The sequence below is a fragment of the Oerskovia jenensis genome (assembly GCF_016907235.1).
Classification (GTDB): domain Bacteria; phylum Actinomycetota; class Actinomycetes; order Actinomycetales; family Cellulomonadaceae; genus Oerskovia; species Oerskovia jenensis.
The window spans coordinates 105,189-129,408 of the sequence record NZ_JAFBBO010000001.1 but is presented as its reverse complement, the minus strand read 5'-3'; the positions used below and the strand labels follow the sequence as shown (position 1 = coordinate 129,408).

The window sequence follows — 24,220 nt, the reverse complement described above, 5'->3', positions numbered from 1 at the left end:
ATCTGCGCTCAGAGAGCGCCGTGGAAGGTCCGCGAGAGGACGTCGAGCTGCTGCTCGCGGGTGAGCCGCACGAAGTTCACGGCGTACCCGGAGACGCGGATGGTGAGCTGAGGGTAGTTCTCGGGGTGCTCCATGGCGTCCTCGAGGGTCTCCTTCACCAGCACGTTGACGTTCATGTGGTAGCCGTCGCCACCGACCGACGCGTCGAGCAGACCCGCGAGGTTCGCGACCTGCTCGTCCCGGGTACGGCCGAGGCCGCTCGGCACGACCGTGTTGGTCAGCGAGATGCCGTCCTGCGCCTCGTTGTACGGCAGCTTCGCGACCGACAGGGCCGAGGCGAGCATGCCGTGCGTGTCGCGGCCGTTCATCGGGTTGGCCCCCGGCGAGAAGGGCTCGCCGGCGCGGCGACCGTCGGGCGTGTTGCCCGTGGCCTTGCCGTAGACGACGTTCGACGTGATGGTCAGGACGGACTGCGTGGGCAGCGCGTCGCGGTACATCTTGTGCGAGCGGATCTTCGCCATGAACGACTCGACGAGCTCGACCGCGATCGAGTCGACACGGTCGTCGTCGTTGCCGAACGCGGGGTACTCGCCCTCGGTCCGGTAGTCGACCACGATGCCGCGCTCGTCGAACACGGGCATGACCGTCGCGTACTTGATGGCCGACAGGGAGTCCGCCGCGACCGCGAGACCCGCGATGCCGCAGGCCATGGTCCGCAGGACCTCCTTGTCGTGGAGGGCCATCTCGAGACGCTCGTACGCGTACTTGTCGTGCGACCAGTGGATGCAGTTGAGCGCCTCGACGTAGGTCTCGGCGAGCCAGTCCATGGTCTTGTCGAAGCGGGCGCGGACGTCGTCGTAGTCGAGGGGCTGCCCCTCGGGCACGGGGGCCACGACCGGAGAGACCTGCTTGCCCGTGACCTCGTCCTTGCCGCCGTTGATCGCGTACAGGAGCGTCTTGGCCAGGTTCACGCGGGCCCCGAAGAACTGCATCTGCTTGCCGACCGCCATGGGCGAGACGCAGCAGGCGATCGCGGCGTCGTCGCCCCAGGCGGGACGGATCTGCTCGTCCGACTCGTACTGGACGGCCGAGGTGTCGATCGAGACCTTGGCGCAGAAGTCCTTGAAGCCCTGGGGCAGGCGCGGGCTCCAGAAGACGGTCATGTTGGGCTCGGGAGCCGGGCCCAGGTTGTAGAGCGTCTGCAGGAAGCGGAACGAGTTCTTGGTGACGAGCGGCCGACCGTCGTCGCCCATGCCGCCGATGGTCTCGGTGACCCACGTCGGGTCGCCCGAGAACAGGGAGTCGTACTCCGGGGTGCGCAGGAAGCGCACGATACGCAGCTTGATGACGAAGTCGTCGATGATCTCCTGCGCCTGCTCCTCGGTGATGACCCCGTTCGCCAGGTCGCGCTCGAGGTACACGTCGAGGAAGGTCGAGGTGCGGCCCAGCGACATCGCGGCGCCGTTCTGCTCCTTGACCGCGGCGAGGTAGCCGAAGTAGAGCCACTGGACGGCCTCGCGGGCGTTGGTGGCCGGGCCCGAGATGTCGTAGCCGTACGAGGCAGCCATCGCCTTGAGCTCGCCGAGCGCGCGGATCTGCTCCGCGTGCTCCTCGCGCTCGCGCACGATCTTCTCGCTGAACGGCTGGGTGTCGAGGTCCAGCTTGTCGAGCTTCTTGGCGGCGACGAGCTGGTCGACGCCGTAGAGGGCGACGCGGCGGTAGTCACCGATGATGCGGCCGCGGCCGTAGGCGTCGGGCAGGCCCGTGATGATGTGCGAGCTGCGCGCGGCGCGGACGTTGGGCGGGTAGATGTCGAACACGCCCTGGTTGTGGGTCTTGCGGTACTCGCTGAAGACCTTCTTGAGCTCCTGGTCGACCGGGTAGCCGTAGGTCTCGAGCGCGCCCTCGACCATGCGCCATCCGCCGTTCGGCATGATCGCGCGCTTGAGCGGGGCGTCGGTCTGGAGTCCGACGATGACCTCGGCGTCCTTGTCGATGTACCCGGGCGCGTGGGCCGTGATGCCGGCGGGCGTGTGCGGGTCGACGTCGTAGATCCCCTTCTCGCGCTCGACGGGGAACATCTCGGAGAGCTTGGCCCAGACGCCGGTCGTGCGCTCGGTGGGTCCGGCGAGGAAGGAGTCGTCACCCTCGTACGGGGTGTAGTTGCGCTGGATGAAGTCACGCACGTCGACCGTGTCCTGCCAGGGACCTGCGGTGAAGCCGGCCCAAGCGGGGACGGTCGCGTCGTCCTGGCCGCCAGTGGTGCTGCGAGCCTCGGAAATGCTGGTCATATCACTCTCCTCGACGTCCACGCCGCGCAGCCTGCGCGGCGGGGGTAAGACCTTGGTCGACGCGGGAAATCCGTGCCGTCCTGCCGTTCTCCTTCGCCCTTTCAGGCTACGACCTGCGAAGGGTGTCGGCGTGGCAAAGACGCTGTCACCTGGCTCACAGGTCGTGGCGTCGAATCGAGGTCCGACGCCGAGAGAACGGCGGATTTCCAACCCTTCTACGACCTAGAACATGCATCTAAGGGAGTTCATTCCACCTTGTGACGGTCTTCACATGACCTTTTCAAGAGAGTCCTTCGACCCTTCGTTCGGGACCAAGGTCCCTTGCGGAACGCCCCTCGACCCGCACATTTCTCGGATCTACCGAAAAGCCTCACCCTACGGTCGCCCGTGCACGTTCGCACCCACGCGCGGCGACGCGCGGTCGGGGGCCGAGGAGCACGTCGAGATGCCGCCCGTCGCCACCCGGCACCGGGCCCGGTCCGCGACGAGCGGCATCTCCAGGCGAGTTGTCCGACACGCCTCGACGTCCCTATGCACGGGCCGACCGCCCCACCGGTCGCCACCCCCGAGGCTGCGCAGCGCCGCGAGACCCGGGCGGACCCGGCGACCACCCAGGGGCACGACGCGTCCCCCTGCGTGCGAAGAGCCCCCCGTGCGTGTGAGACTGCCTCGATGCGAACCATGGGAGTCGAGGAGGAGTTCCTCCTCGTCGGGCCCGACGGCATCCCCACCGCCGTCGCGACCGAGGTCATCGAGTCGTCCAGCACCACCGAGGTCACCGAAGGAGGGCTCGGCGCGTCGGGCGGCTCACGCCCGGACGCCCCCGACGGCACGCCCGGCGGCGACCTCGAGCTCGAGCTGATGGAAGAACAGCTCGAGACCGGCACCCACCCCTGCGCAGACCTGTCGGAGCTCGCCCAGGAGATCCGCGACGGGCGTGCGCGGGCCAACAAGGCCGCCGAGCAGCGCGACGCGCGCATCGTCGCGCTCGGCACGTCCCCCGTGCCCGTCTCGCCCACCACGGTCGGCAGGCTCCGCTACCTCGCGGCACGCGCGGCGTTCGGGCTCACGGCACGCGAACAGCTCACGGGCGGCTGCCACGTGCACGTCGCGGTCTCCTCGGACGCCGAGGGGGTCGCGGTCCTCGACCGCATCGGCCCCTGGCTCGCCCCGCTGCTCGCGCTGAGCGCCAACTCGCCGTACTGGCAGGGCGAGGACAGCGGGTACGCGAGCTTCCGGTCCCAGGTGTGGTCACGGTGGCCGACGGCGGGCCCCGCCCCCTCGTTCGGCACGCCCGAGGCGTACCACGCCACGGTCGACGCGCTCGTCGCCACGGGCACGATCCTCGACACCGCGATGATCTACTTCGACGCCCGGCTCTCGGCGTCCTACCCGACCGTCGAGATCCGCGTCGCGGACGTGTGCCTCGACGCCGACACCGCGACCCTGCTCGCGGCCCTGGCCCGCGGCCTCGTCGAGACCGCGGCACGCGAGGCCGACGCGGGCGTCGCCGCGCCCATGCTGCACCCCGAGCTCCTGCGCACCGCGTCCTGGCGGGCCGGGCGCTCCGGGATCTCGGGCGACCTGGTCTCGCCGCTCACCTGGAAGCCCGCGACCGCGCACGACGTCGTGGGGCAGCTCGTCGCACACGTGCGCGAGGCGCTCGTCGACGCGGGCGACCTGGACGCCGTGACCGAGCTGCTGGGACGGCTGTGGTCGACCGGCGGCGGTGCCGGACGTCAGCGGACGTGGTTCGCCGGGTCGGGGGACCTGCGCGCCGTGGTCGAGCGCGCCGCCGAGGCGACCCTCGCCTGAGTCGGCGATCGCGCCCCGGGCGACGAAGACCCGGGCGAGGCGCCCTGACGGCCCGGGCGGCGCCGTCGGGCCCCGCCGTCCACCGCACACACCACGAGGGGCGCGGACCGTGCGGTCCGCGCCCCTCGTGGTGTCGTCCGGGCGAAGGTCCGCCCGCTGGGCGTTAGAGCAGCGCGAGCGCCGTGAGCGCGTCGCGCGTGACGTCCTGCGCCGTGAGGCGGTGCGTGGTCTTGATCTGGTCGATCGACATGTGGTCGAGGAAGACCGTCGGCAGCCCGAGGGGGACGACCGGGACGGTGACCCCGGCCTCGACCGACCGCTGCCCCAGGAGCGAGCCCACGCCGCCGTCGGCGAGGCCGTCCTCGATCGTGACCACGAGGTCGTGCTCGCCCGCGAGCTTCACGAGGGCGGACGGCATGGGCAGGACCCAGGTCGGGGACGCGACCGTGACGTCCACGCCGTGGGCCGCGAGCGCCTCGCCGGCCGCCATCGCGGTGCCCGTCATGGAACCGACACCCACCAGGAGCACCTTGCGGGGGGTCGCGGCCCTGCCCTTCTTCGCGGGCACCGCGTCGTGGCGTGCGACGACGTCGACGCCGTCGAGCGTCTCGATCGCGGGGATGGGCTCGACGACCGCACCCTTGGGGTACCGGACGACCGAGGGCGCGTCGTCGATGTCGACCGCGTGCCGCAGGGCCTCGCGCAGCGTCGCCTCGTCGCGCGGCGCGGCCAGGTGCAGGCCAGGCACGATGCGCAGCATCGCCATGTCCCACATGCCGTTGTGGCTCGCGCCGTCCTCGCCCGTGATGCCCGCCCGGTCGAGCACGAACGTGACCCCCGCCTTGTGCAGCGCCACGTCCATGAGGACCTGGTCGAAGGCACGGTTGAGGAAGGTCGCATAGACCGCGACGACGGGGTGCAGGCCCGCGAAGGCCATGCCCGCGGCCGAGGTCGCGGCGTGCTGCTCGGCGATGCCGACGTCGAACGTGCGCTCGGGGAACGCCTCGGCGAACGGCGCGAGCCCCACGGGGTGCAGCATGGCCGCGGTGATCGCGACGACGTCGGGGCGGCGGCGGCCGATCTTCACGATCTCGTCGGCGAAGACGGACGTCCAGCCGAAGCGCGAGGGCGCGACGGGCAGCCCCGTCTCGGGGTGGATCTGCCCGACCGCGTGGAAGCGGTCGGCGACGTCCTGCTCGGCCGGGGTGTAGCCGCGGCCCTTCTCGGTGATGACGTGCACGATCACGGGTGCCCCGTACGAGCGGGCCCGCACGAACGCGTGCTCGAGCGCCTCGATGTCGTGGCCGTCGACCGGGCCGACATACTTGATGCCCAGGTCCTCGAACATCCCCTGGGGTGCGACGACGTCCTTGAGGCCCTTCTTGAGCCCGTGCAGCCACTCGTACGCGAACCGGCCGGGAGCCCCCGAGCGCGAGAGCGTGCGCTTGCCCCAGTCGAGGAAGTTCTCGTAGCCGCGCGTGGTGCGCAGGGTCGACAGGTGGTGCGCCATGCCGCCGATGGTCGGCGAGTAGGAGCGACCGTTGTCGTTGACGACGATCACCAGGCGCCGGTCCTGGCTCTCGGCGATGTTGTTGAGCGCTTCCCAGGCCATGCCGCCCGTGAGGGCGCCGTCGCCGATGACCGACACGACGTGCCGGTCGCGCAGACCGCGCACCACGTTGGCCTTGGCGATCCCGTCGCCCCAGCTCAGCGCGGTCGACGCGTGCGAGTTCTCGACGATGTCGTGCGGCGACTCGGCGCGGCTCGGGTAGCCCGACATGCCGTCGCGCTTGCGCAGCGCCGAGAAGTCCTGGCGGCCCGTGAGCAGCTTGTGCACGTACGACTGGTGGCCCGTGTCGAACACGAACGAGTCCTTGGGCGAGTCGAAGACCCGGTGCATCGCGAGCGTCAGCTCGACCACGCCGAGGTTCGGTCCGAGGTGCCCGCCCGTGCGGGACACGGCGGAGACGAGGAACTCGCGGATCTCCGCTGCGAGGGTCTCCATCTGCTGGGGGGTCAGTCGCCGGAGGTCCTCCGGGGACGTGATGCTGCTCAACAGGGTCATAACCGCTCCGTTCCGCCCGCCATTCGACTAGCCCGACAACTCTAGGCCGTCAGGGAGGGTGCTCGCGCCCGGAAAGCGCTGGTCACGACGTCTGCACGCGGCGCGCACCCGATCCACCCTCCCACTCTCGCATCCCTCCGTAGACTGCTGGGGTGCGCTTCCTGCCGGGCCAGCGGCCCACCACAGACCTGACCTACGGTGACGTGTTCCTCGTCCCGTCCCGCTCCGAGATCACGTCGCGCTTCGACGTGGACCTGTCGTCCGACGACGGTACGGGCACCACGATCCCGCTCGTCGTGGCGAACATGACGGCCGTCGCCGGCCGGCGCATGGCCGAGACGGTCGCGCGGCGCGGCGGGATCGTCGTGATCCCCCAGGACGTGCCGACCGACGTCGTCGCGGACGTGATCGCCGACGTCAAGAGCAAGGACCCGGTCATCGAGACCCCGGTCGTGGTCTCCCCCACGGACACGGTCCACACGGCCCTGACGCTGATCGGGAAGCGGTCCCACGGCGCGGCCGTGGTCCTCGACGGTGACCGTCCGATCGGCGTCGTCACCGAGGCCGACTGCCTGGGCGTGGACCGCTTCACGCAGGTCCGCCAGGTCATGTCGGCGCAGCCGCAGGTGGTCGAAGCGTCGGTCGTCACCGGCCCCGGCGGCCTCGAGGCCGCGTTCGACGAGCTGCACCGCTCGCGTCGCAAGGTCGCGCCGGTCGTGCGCGACGGCCGCCTCGTGGGTGTCCTGACGCGACGCGGCGCGCTGCGCTCGAGCGTCTACTCCCCCGCACTGGACGGCGCGGGCCGCCTGCGCATCGCCGCAGCGGTCGGCATCAACGGCGACGTCAAGTCCAAGGCTGCCGAGCTCCTGGCCGCGGGCGCGGACGTCCTCGTGGTCGACACCGCCCACGGGCACCAGGTCAAGATGCTCCAGGCCCTGGAGGCCGTGCGCTCCCTCGACCCGCAGGTCCCGATCGTCGCGGGCAACGTCGTGACGGCCGAGGGCGTGCGCGACCTGGTGGCCGCGGGCGCCGACATCGTCAAGGTCGGGGTCGGGCCGGGCGCCATGTGCACCACGCGCATGATGACGGCCGTGGGCCGGCCCCAGTTCTCGGCGGTCCTCGAGTGCGCGCAGGCGGCGCGCGAGCTGGGCAAGCACGTGTGGGCCGACGGCGGCGTGCGCCACCCGCGCGACGTCGCCCTGGCCCTCGCGGCGGGCGCGTCCCAGGTCATGATCGGGTCGTGGTTCGCGGGGACGCACGAGTCGCCGGGCGACCTGCACGACGACGGCACGGGCCGCCTCTACAAGGAGTCGTTCGGCATGGCCTCGGCCCGCGCGGTCGCGGCGCGCACCGCGGGCGGCTCGCCGTTCCAGCAGGCCCGCAAGGGGCTGTACGAGGAGGGCATCTCGTCCTCGCGCATGTACCTCGACCCGGCCCGCCCGGGGGTCGAGGACCTGATCGACGAGATCACCTCGGGCCTGCGCAGCTCGTGCACCTACGCGGGTGCGGACTCGCTCACCGCGTTCGCCGAGCGCGCCGTGGTCGGCATCCAGTCGGCCGCCGGGTACGAGGAGGGGCGCCCGCTGCCCGCGGGCTGGTGACCGCGCCCCCGTCCGCGGGGTCGGCTCGTGCCGACCTCGCGGCCCTCGCCCAGGACACCACGCCGTGGCCGCGCCCGTGGCGCTACGCGATCGGCACGCTCGACGAGTCGCGCGTGCGGCAGGCCGCGGTGCTGGTCCTGTTCGGCGTGCTCGACGACGTCGCGGCGGACCGTGACGCTTCCCGGCCCGGCGCCGCGCCTCTCCCGGTCGCCGCCGACCTCGACGTGCTGCTGCTCGCCCGGGCCTCGACGCTCAGTCACCACCCGGGGCAGGTCTCGTTCCCCGGGGGACGGCTCGACGAGACGGACGCGGACCTGGTCGACGCGGCCCTGCGCGAGGCAGTCGAGGAGACCGGGCTCGACCGCGACGGGGTCGAGGTCCTGGGGACGCTGTCCCCGCTCCCCCTGCCCGTGAGCAACCACCTCGTGACGCCCGTCCTGGGGTGGTGGGCGCGGCCCACGCCCGTGGCCGTGGTCGACTCGGCCGAGTCCGCGCACGTCTTCCGGGTGCCGGTCGCGGACCTGACGGACCCCGCGAACCGGCGCACCGCCGTCGTGCGCCGTGGGCGGGACACGCACAAGAGCCCCGCGTTCCTGGTGTCCGCGGAGGGGCGCGAGCACCTCGTGTGGGGGTTCACGGGCGCGATCCTCGACGCACTCCTGGGCCGGCTGGGCTGGGCCGAGCCGTGGGACCGGAGCCGGACGGTCGAGGTGCCGGTCTGATCGTGGGCGTGGCCCGTCCCCGCCACATCGCCGCGTGGCGCGCGTCCCGGACCTGGACGCGTGCGACGCCGTCGCACCGTAGGGTTCCACCGTGCCTGACATGCCCTCCGCCGACATCGACGTGACCGTCGAGCTCGTGCGCAACCTGCTCGCCGCTCAGCACCCGGACCTGGCAGACCTGCCCCTCGAGGTCGTCGCGAACGGCTGGGACAACGTCGTGCTGCGCCTGGGCGACGACCTGGCCGTGCGGGTCCCGCGACGCGAGACCGCGGCCGAGCTGGTGCGCCACGAGCAGGAGTGGCTTCCGACGCTCGCGCCCCGCCTCACCGTCGCCGTGCCGGCCCCGGTGCGGGTCGGGCTCCCCTCCGACGGCTCCACGGGTCCCGCCTTCCCCTGGGCCTGGAGCGTCGTCCCGTGGTTCGACGGGCTGAGCGCCCTCGCGGTGGACCGGGCCCTTCGCCGCGCGTTCGCCCCCGACCTCGCCGCCTTCCTCGCAGCCCTGCACGTCCCCGCCCCGCCCGAGGCACCCCTCAACCCGTTCCGCGGCGTCCCCCTGGCCGCTCGCGACGCGTCGGTCCGGGAGCGCCTCCTGCTGGGCCACGTGCCCGACGACGGCGCCCTCCTCGACCTGTGGTCCCGCCTCGTCGAGGTTCCCCCGTGGGACGGGCCGGCGCTGTGGCTGCACGGCGACCTGCACCCGGCGAACCTGGTGCTCGCGCCCGGCGACCACCGGCTGGGGGCCGTGGTCGACTTCGGCGACATGACGAGCGGCGACCCTGCCACCGATCTCGCGACCGCCTGGCTCACGTTCGACGCCGCGGGACGCCGCGCGTTCCGCGACGCCGTGACCGCGCGGTGCGGAACGGACGACACGACGTGGGAGCGGGCCCGTGGGTGGGCGCTGGTCCTCGGCACGGCGTTCGCGGCCCACTCCGACGACAACCCGTCGTTCGCCGAGCTGGGCGCCCAGACGCTCGCGCAGGTGCTCGGGGACGACTGAGCCGCCCGTCCCGTACCGCGGCCGGGTCCACGTGCGAATGCGGTCGCGACTCGGGCCCCGGGCCGCATCGCGAGATGCTGCTCGTTGTCGGTCATCGGACACGGGACCCGACAACGAGCAGCATCTCGCCGACGAGCCATGCGTGCCACCTGCGCCCAGCGGCGAGATACTGGCACATGGCCACGGACAACAAGACCCGCCCGCACGACGGCGACGTGGACGCGTTCCTCGCGACCGTCACCCACACGGTCCGCCGTCGTGACGCGGACACGCTGCTCGCCCTCATGCAGCGGGTCACGGGGGAACCGCCCGTGATGTGGGGGCCGTCGATCATCGGGTTCGGCCAGTACCACTACGAGTACGCGAGCGGCCGCCAGGGCGACGCGGGGGCGGCCGGCTTCTCGCCGCGCAAGGCCGCGTCCACGGTCTACCTGCCCGACGGGACGGCCGCGCACCAGGATCTGCTGGACCGCCTCGGCCCGCACACCGCAAGCCTCGTGTGCGTGTACCTCAAGGACCTGTCGGCCAACGACCTCGACGTCCTGGAGGAGATCGTGCGCCGCTCCTACGCCGCCGTGACGGCGGGCACGTTCACGCAGCGAGCGAGCGACTCCTCGTCCTGACCCGGCACGACGACGGGGCGCCCCACCCGAAGGTGGGACGCCCCGTCGTCGTGCGTCCCGCGCGAGGTGCGCGGCGCCGTCGGGCCGCCGGGGAGATCCCAGGCCCGACGACGCCGCCTCCGCGGCCGACGCTCGTCAGTCGTTGACGAGCGAGCGCAGCACGTACTGCAGGATGCCGCCGTTGCGGTAGTAGTCGGCCTCACCCGGGGTGTCGATGCGCACCACGGCGTGGAACTCGACCGAGGTGCCGTCGGCCTTGGTCGCGGTGACCTTGACCGTCGAGGGCGTCGTGCCCTCGTTGAGCGCCGTGACACCCGAGATGTCGAACGTCTCGGTACCGTCCAGGCCCAGCGAGTCCGCGGACTCCCCGGCCGGGAACTGCAGCGGCAGGACGCCCATGCCGATCAGGTTCGAGCGGTGGATGCGCTCGAAGCTCTCGGTGATGACGGCCTTGACGCCCAGGAGCGCGGTGCCCTTGGCGGCCCAGTCACGCGACGAGCCGGAGCCGTACTCCTTGCCACCCAGGATGACGAGCGGCGTGCCGGCCGCGGCGTAGTCCTGCGCGGCGTCGTAGATCGTGTCCTGGGCGTTCTTCACGAAGTTGAACGTGAAGCCTCCCTCGACGTTCTCGAGGAGCTGGTTGCGCAGGCGGATGTTCGCGAACGTGCCGCGGATCATGACCTCGTGGTTCCCGCGGCGCGAGCCGTAGGAGTTGAAGTCGCGACGCTCGACGCCGTGCTCGGCGAGGTACACACCCGCGGGCGAGTCCGCCTTGATGGACCCGGCAGGGCTGATGTGGTCGGTCGTGACCGAGTCGCCCAGCTTGGCCAGCACGCGGGCACCCGAGATGTCGGTGACCGGGGACGGCTGCGCCGACATGCCCTCGAAGTACGGGGGCTTGCGCACGTAGGTGGACTGCTGGTCCCACTCGAACGTGTTGCCCTCGGGGGTCGACAGGGCGCGCCAGCGCTCGTCCCCCGTGAAGACGTCCGCGTAGTCCTTGGTGAACATCGCGCGGTCGATCGAGGAGTCGATCGTCGCCTGGACCTCTTCCGGCGTGGGCCAGATGTCGCGCAGGAAGATCGGCGAGCCGTCCTCGTTGCGTCCCAGCGGGTCGTGCTCGAAGTCGAACTCCATGGTGCCCGCGAGGGCGTACGCGATGACCAGCGGCGGGGAGGCCAGGTAGTTCATCTTGACGTCGGGGTTGATGCGACCCTCGAAGTTGCGGTTGCCCGAGAGCACCGAGACGACCGACAGGTCGTGCTCGTTGACGGCCTCGGAGACCTTCTCGTCGAGCGGGCCCGAGTTACCGATGCAGGTCGCGCAGCCGTAGCCCACGAGGTGGAAGCCGAGCTTCTCGAGGTAGGGCCACAGGCCCGCCTTCTCGTAGTAGTTCGTGACGACCTGCGAGCCCGGGGCCATGGAGGTCTTGACCCACGGCTTGGCCTCCAGGCCCTTCTCGACGGCCTTCTTCGCGAGCAGCGCCGCGGCGAGCATCACGGACGGGTTCGACGTGTTGGTGCACGACGTGATCGAGGCGATCGCGACCGCACCGTGGAACAGGTCGAACTGCTTGCCGTTGGTGTCCGTGACGGGCACCGTGCGGCGGCCGTTGGCGTGGATCGCGGGCGAGTCGGAGGCCGGGAAGGACTCCTTCTCGGCCTCGTCGACGACGTCGATGACCTCGGGCGCGTAGGTCGGCAGGTCGCGGGCGAAGGCCGACTTGGCGTTCGACAGCTCGATGCGGTCCTGCGGACGCTTGGGGCCGGCGATCGAGGGGACGACCGTCGAGAGGTCGAGCTCGAGGTACTCGGAGAAGGCCGGCTCGACGTAGCTCGGGTCGGTCGGGTCGAGCCAGAGGCCCTGCTCCTTCGCGTAGGCCTCGACGAGCGCGAGCTGCTCCTCGGACCGGCCGGTCAGGCGCAGGTAGTCGACCGTGACCGAGTCGATCGGGAAGATCGCGGCGGTCGAGCCGAACTCGGGGCTCATGTTGCCGATGGTGGCGCGGTTGGCCAGCGGCACGGCTGCGACGCCCGCGCCGTAGAACTCGACGAACTTGCCGACGACGCCGTGCTGGCGCAGCATCTGCGTGATCGTGAGGACGACGTCGGTCGCGGTCACGCCCGAGGGGATCTGGCCGCTGAGCTTGAAGCCGACGACGCGCGGGATGAGCATCGAGACGGGCTGTCCGAGCATCGCGGCCTCGGCCTCGATGCCGCCGACGCCCCAGCCGAGCACGCCCAGGCCGTTGACCATGGTGGTGTGCGAGTCGGTGCCGACGCAGGTGTCGGGGTACGCACGGAGCACACCGCCCACCTCGCGCGTCATGACGGTGCGGGCCAGGTACTCGATGTTGACCTGGTGGACGATGCCGGTGCCCGGGGGGACGACCTTGAAGTCGTCGAACGCCGTCTGGCCCCAGCGCAGGAACTGGTAGCGCTCGTGGTTGCGCTGGTACTCGAACTCGACGTTGCGCTCGAACGCGTCGCGGCGGCCCGCGACGTCGATCTGCACCGAGTGGTCGATGACCATCTCGGCGGGAGCCAGCGGGTTGATGCGCGTCGGGTCGCCACCGAGCTCCGCGACGGCCTCACGCATGGTCGCGAGGTCCACGACACAGGGCACGCCCGTGAAGTCCTGCATGATGACGCGACCCGGCGTGAACTGGATCTCGGTGTCGGGCTGCGCGTCGGGGTCCCAGGCGGCGATCGCGCGCACGTGGTCCGCCGTGATGTTGGCGCCGTCCTCGGTCCGCAGGAGGTTCTCCGCGAGGATCTTCAAGCTGTACGGGAGGCGCTCGGCGCCTTCTACCGCGGAGAGGCGGAAGATCTCGTACGAGTTCTCACCGACCTCCAGTGTTCCCTTCGACCCGAACGTGTCGACGCTGCTCACGGTTGCTCCTTCTCCCTGGCGAGGGTGGGTGACGACCACCGCGGCCGGGGCACCGCGCGGGCTCTACGTCCCGCGCCGCGCGCCCGGCACGGCAGGTCGTCGGATGACGATCAAGATGGTTCTGGGGGCTTTGCCCAGCGTACGCCGGGCGGGGCGACGCACCGAAATGTCGCCGACACACAGCATAGCGCATTTATCTTGACGTCAAGATATCGACTGGGGGGTGGACGTACCCGCGAGCCGCGGGGACAGCACCCTGTACACGCCCTCGATCGCGACCCAGCCCACGACCACGGCGACCGCGATGACGGCCGACTCCTGCGCCGTCGGGACCTGGAGCGCGAAGAAGTCGCGGACCCACGGGACCGCCACCGCGAGCACCGCGCAGGCCGCGAGCGCCACGATCAGCAGGACCTTCCACCCGTTGAGCGGCCGGGCCTGGATGCCCACGATCCACAGCGAGACCCCGATGAGGACCAGGGTCGCGGCCGAGCGGGCGTCGTCCGTGCCCACGAGCGGGCGCAGGTACCCGTAGACGGCCAGGATCACGGCGCCGATCACGACGCCCGCGGGGATCGCGAAGCTCAGCACCCGCCGCAGGAACCCCGCGAGGTAGCGGCGGTCGTTGGGCGGCAGCGCGAGGAAGAACGCGGGGACGCCGATCGTGAGGGTGCCCGCGAGCGTCATGTGCCGCGGCAGGAACGGGTACGGCCACACGAGCAGCACGACCGCCACGGCCAGGATTGCCGCGTACATCGTCTTGGCGAGGAAGAGGCTCGCGACGCGCTCCATGTTCGCCATGACCCGCCGCCCCTGCCCCAGGACCCCGGGCAGCGTCGCGAACCGCCCGTCGACCAGGACCACGCGCGCCACGGCCTTGGTCGCGGGCGCCCCGTTGCCCATCGCGATGCCCAGGTCCGCGTCCTTGAGCGCGAGGGCGTCGTTGACGCCGTCGCCCGTCATGCCCACGACGTGGCCGCGCGACTGGAGCGCGTGCACGATCGCGCGCTTCTGCTCCGGCGTCACGCGCCCGTACACGTCGTGCGCGTCGACGACCTCGGCGAGGCGGCCCGGGTCCGTGGGCAGGTCGCGCGCGTCGAAACCCTCGACCGGGACGCCCGGCCCGTGCAGGGCGACCTTCGTCGCGATGGCCGCGACCGTGTCCGGGTTGTCTCCCGAGATGACCTTGGCCCGCGTGCCCTGGCGACGGAAGTACTCAAGGGTCTGCGCCGCGTCCGGGCGGATGCGCTCCCCCAGCACGGCGAGCAGCGCGGGGGCGAGGTCGGCCGGGAGGGGCGCCTCCGCCGTCGGGAGCGCTCCCGGGGCGTGGGCGAGAAGCACCACGCGTGCCCCCGTGCCCGCAGACTCCCGCACCTCGGCGAGCGCGGCCGCCGCCGGGGCGTCGGTGCGCCCCGCGAGCAGGATCTCGGGGGCGCCCAGGACGAACGCTCCCGCGTCGGTGCGGACCGCGCTCCACTTGCGCGCCGACGAGAACGGGACGGTGTCGCGCACGGCTGCGGGCTCGGTGTCCGTGAGGCCCTCCGCGAGCGCCGTGGAGGTCGCGTTGCCGTCCGGGTCGGCGGCGAGCGCCGCGAGCGCCGCGCGAGCTCCCTCGACGGCGGCCAGGGGCCGCAACGCGGTCAGGGCGACGTGCCCGTCCGTGAGGGTGCCCGTCTTGTCGAGGCACAGGACGTCGACGCGCGCGAGGATCTCGACCGCGGGCAGCTCCTGGACGAGGACCTGCTGGCGAGCGAGCAGCGTGGCCGCGATCGCGAAGTTGAGCGAGGTCAGCAGGACCAGGCCCTCGGGGATCATCCCGACGACGCCCGCGACCGCGGCGACGACGCCGTCGCGCCACGTCCCGTCCGCGATCGACTCGCGCACGCCGCCCGTGTAGTAGAGCTGGCTCCAGAACAGCAGGAGCGAGACGGGCACGATCCCGATCGAGACGACCCGCAGGATCTTGTTCACGCCCTCGCGCAGCTCCGAGCGCACGACCGAGAACTTCTTGGCCTCGGACGTGATGCGCTGCGCGTACCCTTCCTCGCCCACGCGCACCACGCGGCACACCGCGGCTCCCGCGACGACCGCCGAACCGGAGAGCACCTCGTCACCGACGGCCTTGTGCACGGGGCGCGACTCCCCCGTCAGCATGGACTCGTCGACCTCGAGCCCCGTGACGTCGAGGACCTGGGCGTCGGCCGGGACCTGGTCCCCCGTCCCGACGAGCAGCACGTCGTCCAGGACCACGTCGTCGAGCGCGACGTCCTGCTCGACGCCGTCGCGCCGCACGCGCGCGGACGGCGCGGTGAGGATCGAGAGCCGGTCGAGCGTGCGCTTGGCGCGGTACTCGGTCACGATCCCGATCGCCGCGTTCACGACGACCACGAACCCGAAGACCGCGTCGGGCCAGCGGCCCGTCAGGAGCACGAGCGTCACGGCGACCGCGAGGATCAGGTTGAACAGCGTGAAGACGTTCGAGCGCAGGATCGCCGCCAGGGAGCGGGAGGTCGCGCGCGAGGTGCGGTTGGTCTGCCCGGCCTCGACCCGCGCGGCGACCTCCCCCGCGCTCAGCCCGGGTCCGGCGACGGGCTGCGTCGCCGCGGTGACGCCGCTCGCCGGTCGCGTCCCCCGGCCCGACGACGCAGCGCCCGCCGGACCGTCAGGTCCGGTCGCGGAGGAGGCGTCGTCGGCGAGACTGCTCACCCGTCGATTGTGCCCGTCGGTGGTGCTTTCGCCCTGTCGAAGCCGTGCCGGGCCCGGCCGGGGCCGTCACAACCACTTGTGCCGCTTGAAGATCAGGTAGAGCGCGAACCCCATGGCGACCATCGCCGCGACGGCCGCCGGGTACCCGAGGCCCCAGCCGAGCTCGGGCATGCGCTCGAAGTTCATGCCGTAGATCGTGCCGACGAGCGTGGGCGCGAAGAGGATCGCGGCCCAGGAGGAGATCTTCTTGACCTCCTCGCCCTGCGCGAGGCTCGTCTCGGACAGCCTGCGCATCTCCTCGTTCTGGTGCTGCGCGACGAGCGTGGCCTGGACCATGAGCGCGTTCTGGAGCAGCACGCGGAACGAGTCGGCCTGCTCCGCGAGGCGGAGCGAGTGGTCGAGCACGTCCCGCAGGTTGCGTTGGAGCTCGATGTCGACGCCGTACTTCTCGAAGCCGCGCTCGAGCGCCTGGAGGATGCCGACGACCGGGTGCGTGGCCCGCTGGAAGGAGATGACCTCGCGCGAGAGCTCGTAGATGCGTCGCGAGACGGCCGGGTCGCCGCTGAAGAGCTGGTCCTCGATCTCGTCGATGTCGTTCTGCAGCCCCTCGACCACCGGGGCGTACTCGTCGACGACCTGGTCGAGCACGGCGTACAGGATGGCTTCGGGCCCGAGGCGCAGGAGCTCGGGCGTGGCCTCGAGGCGACGGCGGACCGCACCCACGTCCGGGGACTCCGCGTGGCGGACCGTCACGACGTAGTCGGGCCCGACGAAGACGTGCAGCTCGCCGAACTCGACCCGCTCCTCGGCGTCCAGGTACCGGGCGGGCCGCAGCACCACGAAGAGGTTGTCGTCGTAGCGTTCGAGCTTGGGCCGCTGATGGGCCGCGATCGCGTCGTCGACCGCGAGATGGTGCAACGAGAACTCGTCCGCGACCGCGCGGATCTCGGTCTCGCTCGGCCGGTAGAGGCCGATCCACGCGAGCCCGTGCCGTTCACGCAGCGTCTCGAAGGTCTCGTCGAAGCTCGACGGGTTGGCCGTGCGCAGCCCGTCGACGTAGACCGCGTTGTCGACGATGCCCATGCTGGCCTTCCTCCGGTCGGTCGCGTCCGAGCGGAGCGCGGCGACCATCATGGCAGGTCGGGGCCCACGGGCCGGCCGGGCGGCTACTGGTCGTCGTCGGAGGCCGTGCTCGTCGGTTCCTCGATCAGCGGGGCGACGCGCTCGGGGACGTTCGTGCGTGGCCGGTAGACGACCTGGGCGTGGAAGACGAAGCGCAGGAGGAACGCGACCACCAGGGTCAGTGCCTGGGCCAGGACCGGTGGCATGCCGGTCAGGACCACGAGCCAGTGCAGGAACGGCAGCCGCACGGCGGCCTCGATCCCGTTGAACGTGAAGGACTGCGCCGCGCGCTTCCACACGCTGCGCCCCTCCGAGCGCAGGTCGTGGAACACGAAGTGCTCGAGCAGCAGGAAGTTGGTGACGATGGTGACCGCGGCCGAGACCACCGCGGCAGGCATGTAGTGCACCCCGAACTGCTCCAGGCCCCACATGATCGCCAGGTTCATGACCGCACCGAACGCTCCGACGAGCGCGAACGTCGAGAGCCGCCCGAACCGCAACGCCGTGAGCTGTTGCAGGTACCGCAGCCCGTTCGCGAGCGTCGCCTTGGACTCGCCGGCGAACCGCTCCCCGAACACGAACGGCTCCTCGACGACCTCGACCTTGTTGCGGGCCAGGATCTCCAGGAGGATCTTGAACCCTCGGGGACGCAGCCCCGCCAGGTCGATCGACGCGGTGCGCACCGCGAAGAACCCCGTCATCGGGTCCGTCACGTTGCGCAGCCGCAGGGGGAACATCGACCTCGCCAGCAGGGAGGACGCGGTCGACACGAGGTGACGCCACCGGCCGTCGAGCCCGCCCGCATCACCGCCCCCGACGTAGCGCGAGGCGACGACGACGTCGGCCGCGGTCTCCCTGGCCGTCTCCAGGAGCACCGGGACCATCTCCGGGGGATGCTGCAGGTCCCCGTCCATGACCACGACCCACTCGCCCCGCGCAGCACGCAGGCCCTCGACCACGGCCCCGCTCAGACCCCCGTCCGGCTCCTGCCGGTGCAGCAGCCGCACCGGCAGCCGCGAGGTCGTGGCCACGCGTCGGATCTCGTCGGGCGTGTCGTCCCTCGAGTCGTCGACGAACAGCACCTCCGCGTCGAGACCCTCGACCGCGTCGCCGAGACGACGCACGAGCTCGCGCACGTTCGGACCCTCGTTGAACGTCGGAACCACCACGGTGACCTGCATGCGCCCTCTTCTGCTCATCAGGCCGGCGGGACCCGGCACGTCCACCCATCGTCTCCCGAGATGTGCCCGGACGACAGGCGAACGCCCGTCGCCCCCGAGCCCTTCGTGCGGCGCTCGTGCGTCGTCCGTGCGGCGACGAGCCGAGGCGGGCACCACGCGGACCGGCCGCGCGCGCGACGTCGTACGGACGTCTCGGCGGTCCGTCCGCACGAAGGTACAGGTCAGAGGCCGACGACGCCCCCAGGGCTCACCGGGTCAGGACGGCGATCGCCTCGACGTGGTGGGTGTGCGGGAACAGGTCGTACCCGGTGACCGACTCGACCGAGTAGCCGTGCTTCGCGAAGTAGGCGATGTCGCGGGCCAGGGCCGCGGGGTCGCACGCGACGTAGACCACGCGGGGGGCCTGGAGCGCGGCGACGGCGTCGACGACCTTGCGACCGGCGCCCGTGCGCGGGGGGTCGAGGACCACGACGTCGGCCGTGGGAGCCGCGTGGTCCTTGGCCGCGAGCACCTTCTCGACCGGTCCGTGGTGGAGCTCGACCTGCGGCTTCTCGAACGCGTTGCGGCGAGCATCCTTGACGGCGCGCTCGTCGCCCTCGATCGCCACGACGCGCCCGGTCTCGCCGACGGCGTCGGCCAACGGCAGCGTGAAGAGTCCGGCGCCCGAGTACAGGTCGACCACGGTCGCCTCGTCGAGCGGTCCGGCGGCCCGCAGCACGGCCTCCGCGAGCAGCGCGGGTGCCTCGCGGTGGACCTGCCAGAAGCCGTCGGCGGCCACGCGGAACGAGTGCTCGGTCCCGGCGACCGTGACGGTCTCGGTCACGGCGCGACGTGCGTGGGGGCGACGGTCGATGTGGCCCGAGTGCCACACGACGCCGTCGACCAGAAGGATCGGGTCGGCGCCGCCTGCGGGGGCGACGAGCTCGAGCGTGGTCCCCGGACGCCAGCGGCGCGTGAAGACCTCCTCGGCCTCGGCGAGCGCGGCGACCTCGGGGGTCGCGAGCGGCATCTCGTCGAGCGCGACGACGTCGTGCGAGCGGAACACGCGCATGCCCGCACGGCCCTGGTCGTCCGCGACGAGGTCGATGCGGGTGCGGTAGCCGAGGCCACCCCGCTCGTCGTCCCCGGGCGCACCCTCAACCTCTACCTGAAGGTCAAGGCCGGCGAGGCGCTTGAGCTGCTCCTGGAGGACGGCGGCCTTCCACCGGCGCTGCGCCGGCAGCGAGACGTGCGAGAGCTCGCCACCGCCCGCTCCCCCGGGTCCGGCTGCGGGCCAGGCCGCGGGGACCCGGTCCTCGGAGGCGTCGAGGATCTCGACGGCGTCGGCGCGCCAGAACTTCGCGTCCTGCCCGTCGTCGGTGATCCGGGCCAGCACCCGCTCGCCCGGCAGCGCGTGCCGGACGAAGATAACGCGCCCGTCGAGTCGCGCGACGCAGTGGCCGCCGTGCGCGACAGGTCCCACCTCGAGCTCGACCAGAGGTTGAGACTCGGGGGCGGTGGACGTGGGGTTCAGGGTTTCAGACACCCCCCTAGTATCCCGGACGCGAACCGCTCCGGGCTCCGGACCGTTCACCGACGGGGCGTGGGACCGCACACGTTCGGTCACCGGCAGCGCCCCGGTCCAGCAGCCACGACCGCGCCGGGGGCCCCTCAGTACCGGCGGTTGATCCGCTGCTGGGCCGCGAAGTTCTCCTTCTCGAGCCCCGTCTGCCCCTTGGTCGACGAGAGCTGCCACGGCACGGAGGCCACGACGACCCCCGGGGTGAACAGCAACCGGCCCTTGAGCCGCAGCGCGCTCTGGTTGTGCAGCAGGTGCTCCCACCAGTGCCCCACGACGTACTCGGGGATGTAGACCACGACGAGGTCGCGCGGGCTCTCCCGCCGGATCGAGCGCACGTAGGACAGGATCGGCCGGGTGATCTCGCGGTACGGCGAGTCGAGGACGCGCAGCGGGACCGGGAGGTCGAGCGCCTCCCACTCCGCGGTGAACTCGGCGACCTCCTCGGGGTCCACGCCGACCGTCACGGCCTCCAGGACCGAGGGCCGCGACGCGCGGGCGTAGGCGAGCGCGCGCATGGTCGGCTTGTGCAGCTTGGAGACCAGGACGAGCGCGTGGACGCGGCTCGGCAGCGCGCGCGCCGCCGCGGGGTCCTCACCGAGCGTGAGCTCCTCGCTCACCGAGTCGTAGTGCTTGCGGATCGCCCGCATGAGCACGAACACCACGCCCATCGCGAGGATCGCGATCCACGCACCGTGCGTGAACTTGGTCAGCAGGACGATGATCAGGACCGTGCCCGTCATGCCGAAGCCGATCGCGTTGACGACACGGGACCGCTTCATCTTGGTGCGGAAGCGCGGGTCCGGGGTCGTGCGCAGCTCCCTGGTCCAGTGCTTGATCATGCCGAGCTGCGAGAGCGTGAAGGACACGAAGACGCCGACGATGTAGAGCTGGATCAGGCGCGTGACCTGCGCGTCGAAAGCCCAGATCAGGGCGATCGCCGCGACCGCGAGGGTCACGATCCCGTTCGAGAACGCGAGCCGGTCGCCGCGCGTGTGGAGCTGCCGCGGGAGGTACCCGTCCTTGGCCAGGATCGAGCCGAGCACGGGGAACCCGTTGAACGCCGTGTTCGCCGCGAAGACGAGGATGAGCCCGGTGACCGCGGCCACCAGGTAGAAGGCGATCGGGAAGCCCTGGAAGATGGCCTGGGCGAGCTGGCCGATGACCGGGTCCTGCACGAAGTCGTCCGGGACGGGCTGACCGTTGATCGTGAGCTGCTCGGCCGGGTTCTCGGCGAAGTGCACGCCCGTCTTCTGCGCGAGGAAGAGGATCGCCATGATCATGACCGCGGAGATCGTGCCGAGCAGTGCGAGCGTGGTCGCCGCGTTGCGGGACTTGGGCTTCTTGAAGGCCGGCACGCCGTTGCTGATGGCCTCGACACCCGTGAGCGCGGCACAGCCCGACGCGAAGGCGCGCGCCACGAGGAACGCCCCCGCGAGCCCGGTCAGGCCCTGGTCGAAGTGGCTCTCCGCGACGAGCTGGTAGGACGCACTCTCGGCCATGGGCAGGGTTCCCGTGGCGTACCGGACGAAGCCCACCACGGCCGTCATGCCGATCGCGAACATGAACAGGTACACCGGGATCGCGAAGAACGACCCCGACTCCTTGACCCCACGAAGGTTGACGAGCGCCAGCAGGATGACGAGCGTGATCGCGAACGCAGCCTCGTGGCCCCGCAGGAACGGCATGGCCGCGGCCGCGTACTGGGCCCCCGAGGAGATCGACACGGCCACCGTGAGGACGTAGTCGACCATGAGCGCCGAGGCGACCCCCACACCCGCCGTGGGGCCGAGGTTGACCGTGGCGACCTCGTAGTCGCCGCCGCCCGACGGGTAGGCGTGCACGTTCTGGCGGTACGACGCGACCACCGTCAGCAGGACCACGACGACCGCGAGACCCACCCACGGGGAGATCGTCGTGGCCGCGAGGCCCGCGATCGACAGGGTCAGGAGGATCTCGTCGGGGGCGTACGCCACCGAGGAGAGCGCGTCCGAGGCGAAGACCGGGAGCGCGATGCGCTTCGGCAGCAGGGTGTGCCCCAAGTCGTCGCTGCGGACAGGGCGTCCGAGCAACAGGCGTTTGGCGGCATCAGCGATATCCGACACGTTGGCCCATGCTAGGCCCTCTCGGCACCCTTGACCCCTCCACCGCCCCGACGGATCTCGACGAGAGCGTCCCGTCGCGTCCCGGACCCACCGCCCCGCCCGCGCCGGTACCGGCCGGGGACGGGCGCGCGGTAGCGTTTCGTCCGTGCACTTCGTGATCATGGGATGTGGCCGTGTCGGCGCCACCCTCGCCCAGTCTCTCGAGAACCGCGGCCACTCGGTGGCCGTGGTCGACCAGAACCCCGACGCCTTCCGACGGCTGTCCTCGGAGTTCTCCGGCAAGAAGGTGACGGGTCTGGGCTTCGACCGGGACACCCTGATCCAGGCGGGGATCGAGGACGCGTACGCGTTCGCCGCGGTCTCCGACGGGGACAACTCCAACATCCTCGCCGCGCGCGTGGTCCGCGAGACCTACGGCGTCGACAACGTCGTGGCCCGGATCTACGACCCGCACCGCGCCGAGATCTACCAGCGCCTCGGCATCCCGACCGTGGCCACGGTCCGGTGGACCTCCGACCAGGTGCTGCGCAGGATGCTCCCCCTCGGCGCGACCGACGAGTACCGCGACCCCTCCGGGCAGGTCAGGCTCGCGCAGACCGACTTCCACCCCGAGTGGGCCGGGCGGTCCGTGGCGACGATCGAGTCGGTGACCGGGGCGCGCGTCGCGTTCCTGGGCCGGTTCGGCGAGGGCGTCCTCGCGACCCCCGGCACGGTCCTGCAGGAGAACGACGTGCTGCACGTGCTCATGCGTGCCGCGGACGCACCGACGGTCGAGCGTCTCCTCACGCACGCCCCCAAGATCGAGGAGAACTGATGCACGTCGTCATCGTCGGAGCAGGCTCGGTCGGCCGCTCGATCGCCCGCGAGCTGCTCAGCCACGACCACGAGGTCATGATCATCGACAAGCAGCCGGCCGCGATGCGGGTCGCGCAGGTCGCCGACGCCGACTGGCTCCTCGCGGACGCGTGCGAGCTCTCGACCCTCGCAGAAGCCAAGGTCGACGAGTGCGACGTCATCGTCGCGGCCACGGGTGACGACAAGGTCAACCTCGTGGTCTCGCTCCTGGCCAAGACCGAGTTCGGGGTCCCGCGGACCGTCGCGCGCGTCAACAACCCCAAGAACGAGTGGATGTTCGACGAGTCCTGGGGCGTCGACGTCGCGGTCTCGACCCCCCGCATCATGACGTCCATGGTCGAGGAGGCCGTCGCGGTCGGCGACCTGGTCCGGATCTTCACGTTCCACCAGTCGGGCGCTGACATCCTCGAGCTCACGCTGCCCCCCGACTCGCCGCTCATCGGTACCCGCGTCGGCCAGGTGCCCTGGCCCCAGGACACCGTGCTCGCGGCGATCGTCCGGGGGACCCAGCCCATCGCCCCGAGCATCGACGACACCCTCGAGGTGGGCGACGAGCTGCTCATCGTCACGGGCCGCGACGTCGACGAGGCCGAGCTCCTGCGGGTCCTGATCCATCCGTCCCCGGACGAGGACACCGGGATCGTCGACGAGACGACCGGCCTGCCCGTCCGAGGGTGACCGACGGCCCCTACCGTGACTGCGGCCTCCGTGCTGCGGGCACGGTAGGGCCGCGGACTCACCCGTTCGCGGGGACCGGCTCCGCCACGTGCGGGCGGCGGACCAGCAGCCAGGTCAGCCAGAGGGTCAGCGCCCACAGGGGAATGCCCATCACGAGGCGGGCCGTGCCCAGCCAGGCGACGGCGTCCTCGCCGGCCAGGAACAGCGGGACCTGGACGGCGAGGCGCAGCGCGAACATCCCGACCCACAGCCACGTCGCCAGCGCGTAGCGCCGCATGAGCGCCGCGTCCTGACGCCAGCGCTGGGACCAGGCCCGGAACGCGCCGGGAGCCGGCTCGTCCTGGTCGCCTCCAGCACTGCCGGCGCCGTCCTCGGCACGCTCCCCCGGGGCGACGTGCGCGGCCGAGGTCGTGGCGCCGTCGGGCACGTCGCTCGCCGCGACCGCGGCCTTGACCTTGTCCCCGTCCGTCCACCCGCTGCGCAGCGCCTCGACCACGAGGCCCACCACGGGCCACCGCACGAGCACCGAGACCGCCATCGCGACCAGGTAGGCCGCGTTCGTGAGCAGCCCCGCCGCGTAGTAGTTCTGCGCCTCGCCCGAACGCCACGCCCACAGGACGCCGATCGCTACGCCCAGGAAGCCGCCGAACGCCTGCGTGATGGGCGTGCGCTGGACCAGACGGGCCGCCACGGCCACGAGCGCGACCGCGACCGACGCGATGAGCGCAGGCCGCAGCGTGTTGCCCGTCGCGATGAACACGACCACGAACACGAGCCCGGGAGCCATGGACTCCACGAGACCGCGCACCCCGCCGATGGTCTCGGCGAGCGAGAACGACTCCCCCGCCAGGGCGCGCACGCCGCGGGCCGCCCCCTCGTCCGGAGGGACGACGTCGTCGATCGCCTCGGCGACCTCCTCGACCTCCAGGGCGGGGTCCACCGGGCCGCGCTCACGGGTGGGCTCGTGCGTCATGTCGTCTCTCTCGCCTGCGGGAAGGGTCACGGA

General features: G+C 71.7%; 16 protein-coding genes. 7 read left to right on the top strand and 9 right to left on the bottom strand.

The window, feature by feature from the left end:
• Positions 1-8 precede the first annotated feature (8 nt).
• Entirely contained in the window at positions 9-2,291 is a 2,283-nt protein-coding gene (pflB, locus tag JOD49_RS00555; protein ID WP_205305514.1) for a formate C-acetyltransferase, read from the bottom strand.
• Between the two features lie 672 nt (positions 2,292-2,963).
• Between pflB and JOD49_RS00550 the strand changes: the two genes are divergently transcribed.
• Positions 2,964-4,106 carry a carboxylate-amine ligase gene (locus tag JOD49_RS00550; protein ID WP_239525113.1) on the top strand — a complete coding sequence of 381 codons (1,143 nt, stop codon included), beginning with the start codon at positions 2,964-2,966 and terminating at the stop codon, positions 4,104-4,106.
• 163 nt (positions 4,107-4,269) lie between these two features.
• On the opposite strand, the gene dxs is transcribed toward JOD49_RS00550, so the two are convergent.
• The gene (gene dxs / locus JOD49_RS00545; RefSeq protein ID WP_205305513.1) at positions 4,270-6,171 is read right to left on the bottom strand and encodes a 1-deoxy-D-xylulose-5-phosphate synthase; all 1,902 of its coding nucleotides are present in this window, start codon (positions 6,169-6,171) and stop codon (positions 4,270-4,272) included.
• 152 nt (positions 6,172-6,323) lie between these two features.
• Here dxs and guaB1 point away from each other — a divergent pair, with 152 nt between their 5' ends.
• The 4 genes from guaB1 to JOD49_RS00525 all read left to right on the top strand — a co-directional run bounded on the left by guaB1 (position 6,324) and on the right by JOD49_RS00525 (position 10,117).
• Positions 6,324-7,772 carry a GMP reductase gene (gene guaB1, locus JOD49_RS00540; RefSeq protein WP_205305512.1) on the top strand — a complete coding sequence of 483 codons (1,449 nt, stop codon included), beginning with the start codon at positions 6,324-6,326 and terminating at the stop codon, positions 7,770-7,772.
• Entirely contained in the window at positions 7,769-8,494 is a 726-nt protein-coding gene (locus JOD49_RS00535; RefSeq protein WP_307822286.1) for an NUDIX hydrolase, read from the top strand. The genes guaB1 and JOD49_RS00535 overlap by 4 nt, the downstream gene beginning before the upstream one ends.
• Positions 8,495-8,594: 100 nt before the next feature.
• Entirely contained in the window at positions 8,595-9,494 is a 900-nt protein-coding gene (locus tag JOD49_RS00530) for an aminoglycoside phosphotransferase family protein (RefSeq protein ID WP_239525301.1), read from the top strand.
• Positions 9,495-9,670: 176 nt separating this feature from the next.
• Positions 9,671-10,117, top strand: coding sequence for a DUF1801 domain-containing protein (locus JOD49_RS00525; RefSeq protein WP_205305510.1), 447 nt, complete (start codon positions 9,671-9,673; stop codon positions 10,115-10,117).
• A 135-nt stretch (positions 10,118-10,252) separates the two neighbouring features.
• Here the strand turns inward: JOD49_RS00525 and acnA are convergent, their stop codons facing one another.
• From acnA to JOD49_RS00495, 6 genes are all read right to left on the bottom strand, one after another.
• A complete protein-coding gene (gene acnA, locus JOD49_RS00520; protein ID WP_205305509.1) occupies positions 10,253-13,009 on the bottom strand; it encodes an aconitate hydratase AcnA in 2,757 nt (918 codons plus the stop codon).
• Between the two features lie 204 nt (positions 13,010-13,213).
• The gene (locus tag JOD49_RS00515) at positions 13,214-15,715 is read right to left on the bottom strand and encodes an HAD-IC family P-type ATPase (protein ID WP_307822285.1); all 2,502 of its coding nucleotides are present in this window, start codon (positions 15,713-15,715) and stop codon (positions 13,214-13,216) included.
• A gap of 66 nt (positions 15,716-15,781) precedes the next feature.
• The gene (locus JOD49_RS00510) at positions 15,782-16,798 is read right to left on the bottom strand and encodes a magnesium and cobalt transport protein CorA (protein WP_205305508.1); all 1,017 of its coding nucleotides are present in this window, start codon (positions 16,796-16,798) and stop codon (positions 15,782-15,784) included.
• A gap of 83 nt (positions 16,799-16,881) precedes the next feature.
• The gene (locus JOD49_RS00505; RefSeq protein WP_205305507.1) at positions 16,882-18,018 is read right to left on the bottom strand and encodes a glycosyltransferase; all 1,137 of its coding nucleotides are present in this window, start codon (positions 18,016-18,018) and stop codon (positions 16,882-16,884) included.
• Between the two features lie 247 nt (positions 18,019-18,265).
• On the bottom strand, positions 18,266-19,543 hold the full coding sequence (locus tag JOD49_RS00500) for a class I SAM-dependent RNA methyltransferase (RefSeq protein WP_205305506.1): 1,278 nt from the start codon (positions 19,541-19,543) through the stop codon (positions 18,266-18,268).
• Positions 19,544-19,668: 125 nt separating this feature from the next.
• Positions 19,669-21,681: an APC family permease gene (locus tag JOD49_RS00495; RefSeq protein WP_205305505.1), complete on the bottom strand. Its 2,013-nt coding sequence runs from the start codon at positions 21,679-21,681 to the stop codon at positions 19,669-19,671.
• 160 nt (positions 21,682-21,841) lie between these two features.
• Here JOD49_RS00495 and JOD49_RS00490 point away from each other — a divergent pair, with 160 nt between their 5' ends.
• Together JOD49_RS00490 and JOD49_RS00485 are read left to right on the top strand one after the other, a co-directional pair.
• The gene (locus tag JOD49_RS00490) at positions 21,842-22,495 is read left to right on the top strand and encodes a potassium channel family protein (protein WP_205308703.1); all 654 of its coding nucleotides are present in this window, start codon (positions 21,842-21,844) and stop codon (positions 22,493-22,495) included.
• Positions 22,495-23,214, top strand: coding sequence for a potassium channel family protein (locus JOD49_RS00485; protein ID WP_205305504.1), 720 nt, complete (start codon positions 22,495-22,497; stop codon positions 23,212-23,214). Before JOD49_RS00490 ends, JOD49_RS00485 begins: the two co-directional genes overlap by 1 nt.
• A 58-nt stretch (positions 23,215-23,272) precedes the next feature.
• Here JOD49_RS00485 and JOD49_RS00480 read toward each other — a convergent pair whose 3' ends face one another.
• Positions 23,273-24,187: a DUF3159 domain-containing protein gene (locus tag JOD49_RS00480; protein ID WP_205305503.1), complete on the bottom strand. Its 915-nt coding sequence runs from the start codon at positions 24,185-24,187 to the stop codon at positions 23,273-23,275.
• Positions 24,188-24,220: the final 33 nt, after the last annotated feature.

What these genes read in the sequence shown, in the direction of transcription:
- pflB (WP_205305514.1), bottom strand. Translation starts at nt 2,291, where the DNA reads ATGACCAGCATTTCCGAGGCTCGCAGCACCACTGGCGGCCAGGACGAC.
- JOD49_RS00550 (WP_239525113.1), top strand. Translation starts at nt 2,964, where the DNA reads ATGCGAACCATGGGAGTCGAGGAGGAGTTCCTCCTCGTCGGGCCCGAC.
- dxs (WP_205305513.1), bottom strand. Translation starts at nt 6,171, where the DNA reads ATGACCCTGTTGAGCAGCATCACGTCCCCGGAGGACCTCCGGCGACTG.
- JOD49_RS00530 (WP_239525301.1), top strand. Translation starts at nt 8,595, where the DNA reads ATGCCCTCCGCCGACATCGACGTGACCGTCGAGCTCGTGCGCAACCTG.
- JOD49_RS00525 (WP_205305510.1), top strand. Translation starts at nt 9,671, where the DNA reads ATGGCCACGGACAACAAGACCCGCCCGCACGACGGCGACGTGGACGCG.
- JOD49_RS00510 (WP_205305508.1), bottom strand. Translation starts at nt 16,798, where the DNA reads ATGGGCATCGTCGACAACGCGGTCTACGTCGACGGGCTGCGCACGGCC.
- JOD49_RS00505 (WP_205305507.1), bottom strand. Translation starts at nt 18,018, where the DNA reads ATGCAGGTCACCGTGGTGGTTCCGACGTTCAACGAGGGTCCGAACGTG.
- JOD49_RS00490 (WP_205308703.1), top strand. Translation starts at nt 21,842, where the DNA reads ATGGGATGTGGCCGTGTCGGCGCCACCCTCGCCCAGTCTCTCGAGAAC.
- JOD49_RS00485 (WP_205305504.1), top strand. Translation starts at nt 22,495, where the DNA reads ATGCACGTCGTCATCGTCGGAGCAGGCTCGGTCGGCCGCTCGATCGCC.
- JOD49_RS00480 (WP_205305503.1), bottom strand. Translation starts at nt 24,187, where the DNA reads ATGACGCACGAGCCCACCCGTGAGCGCGGCCCGGTGGACCCCGCCCTG.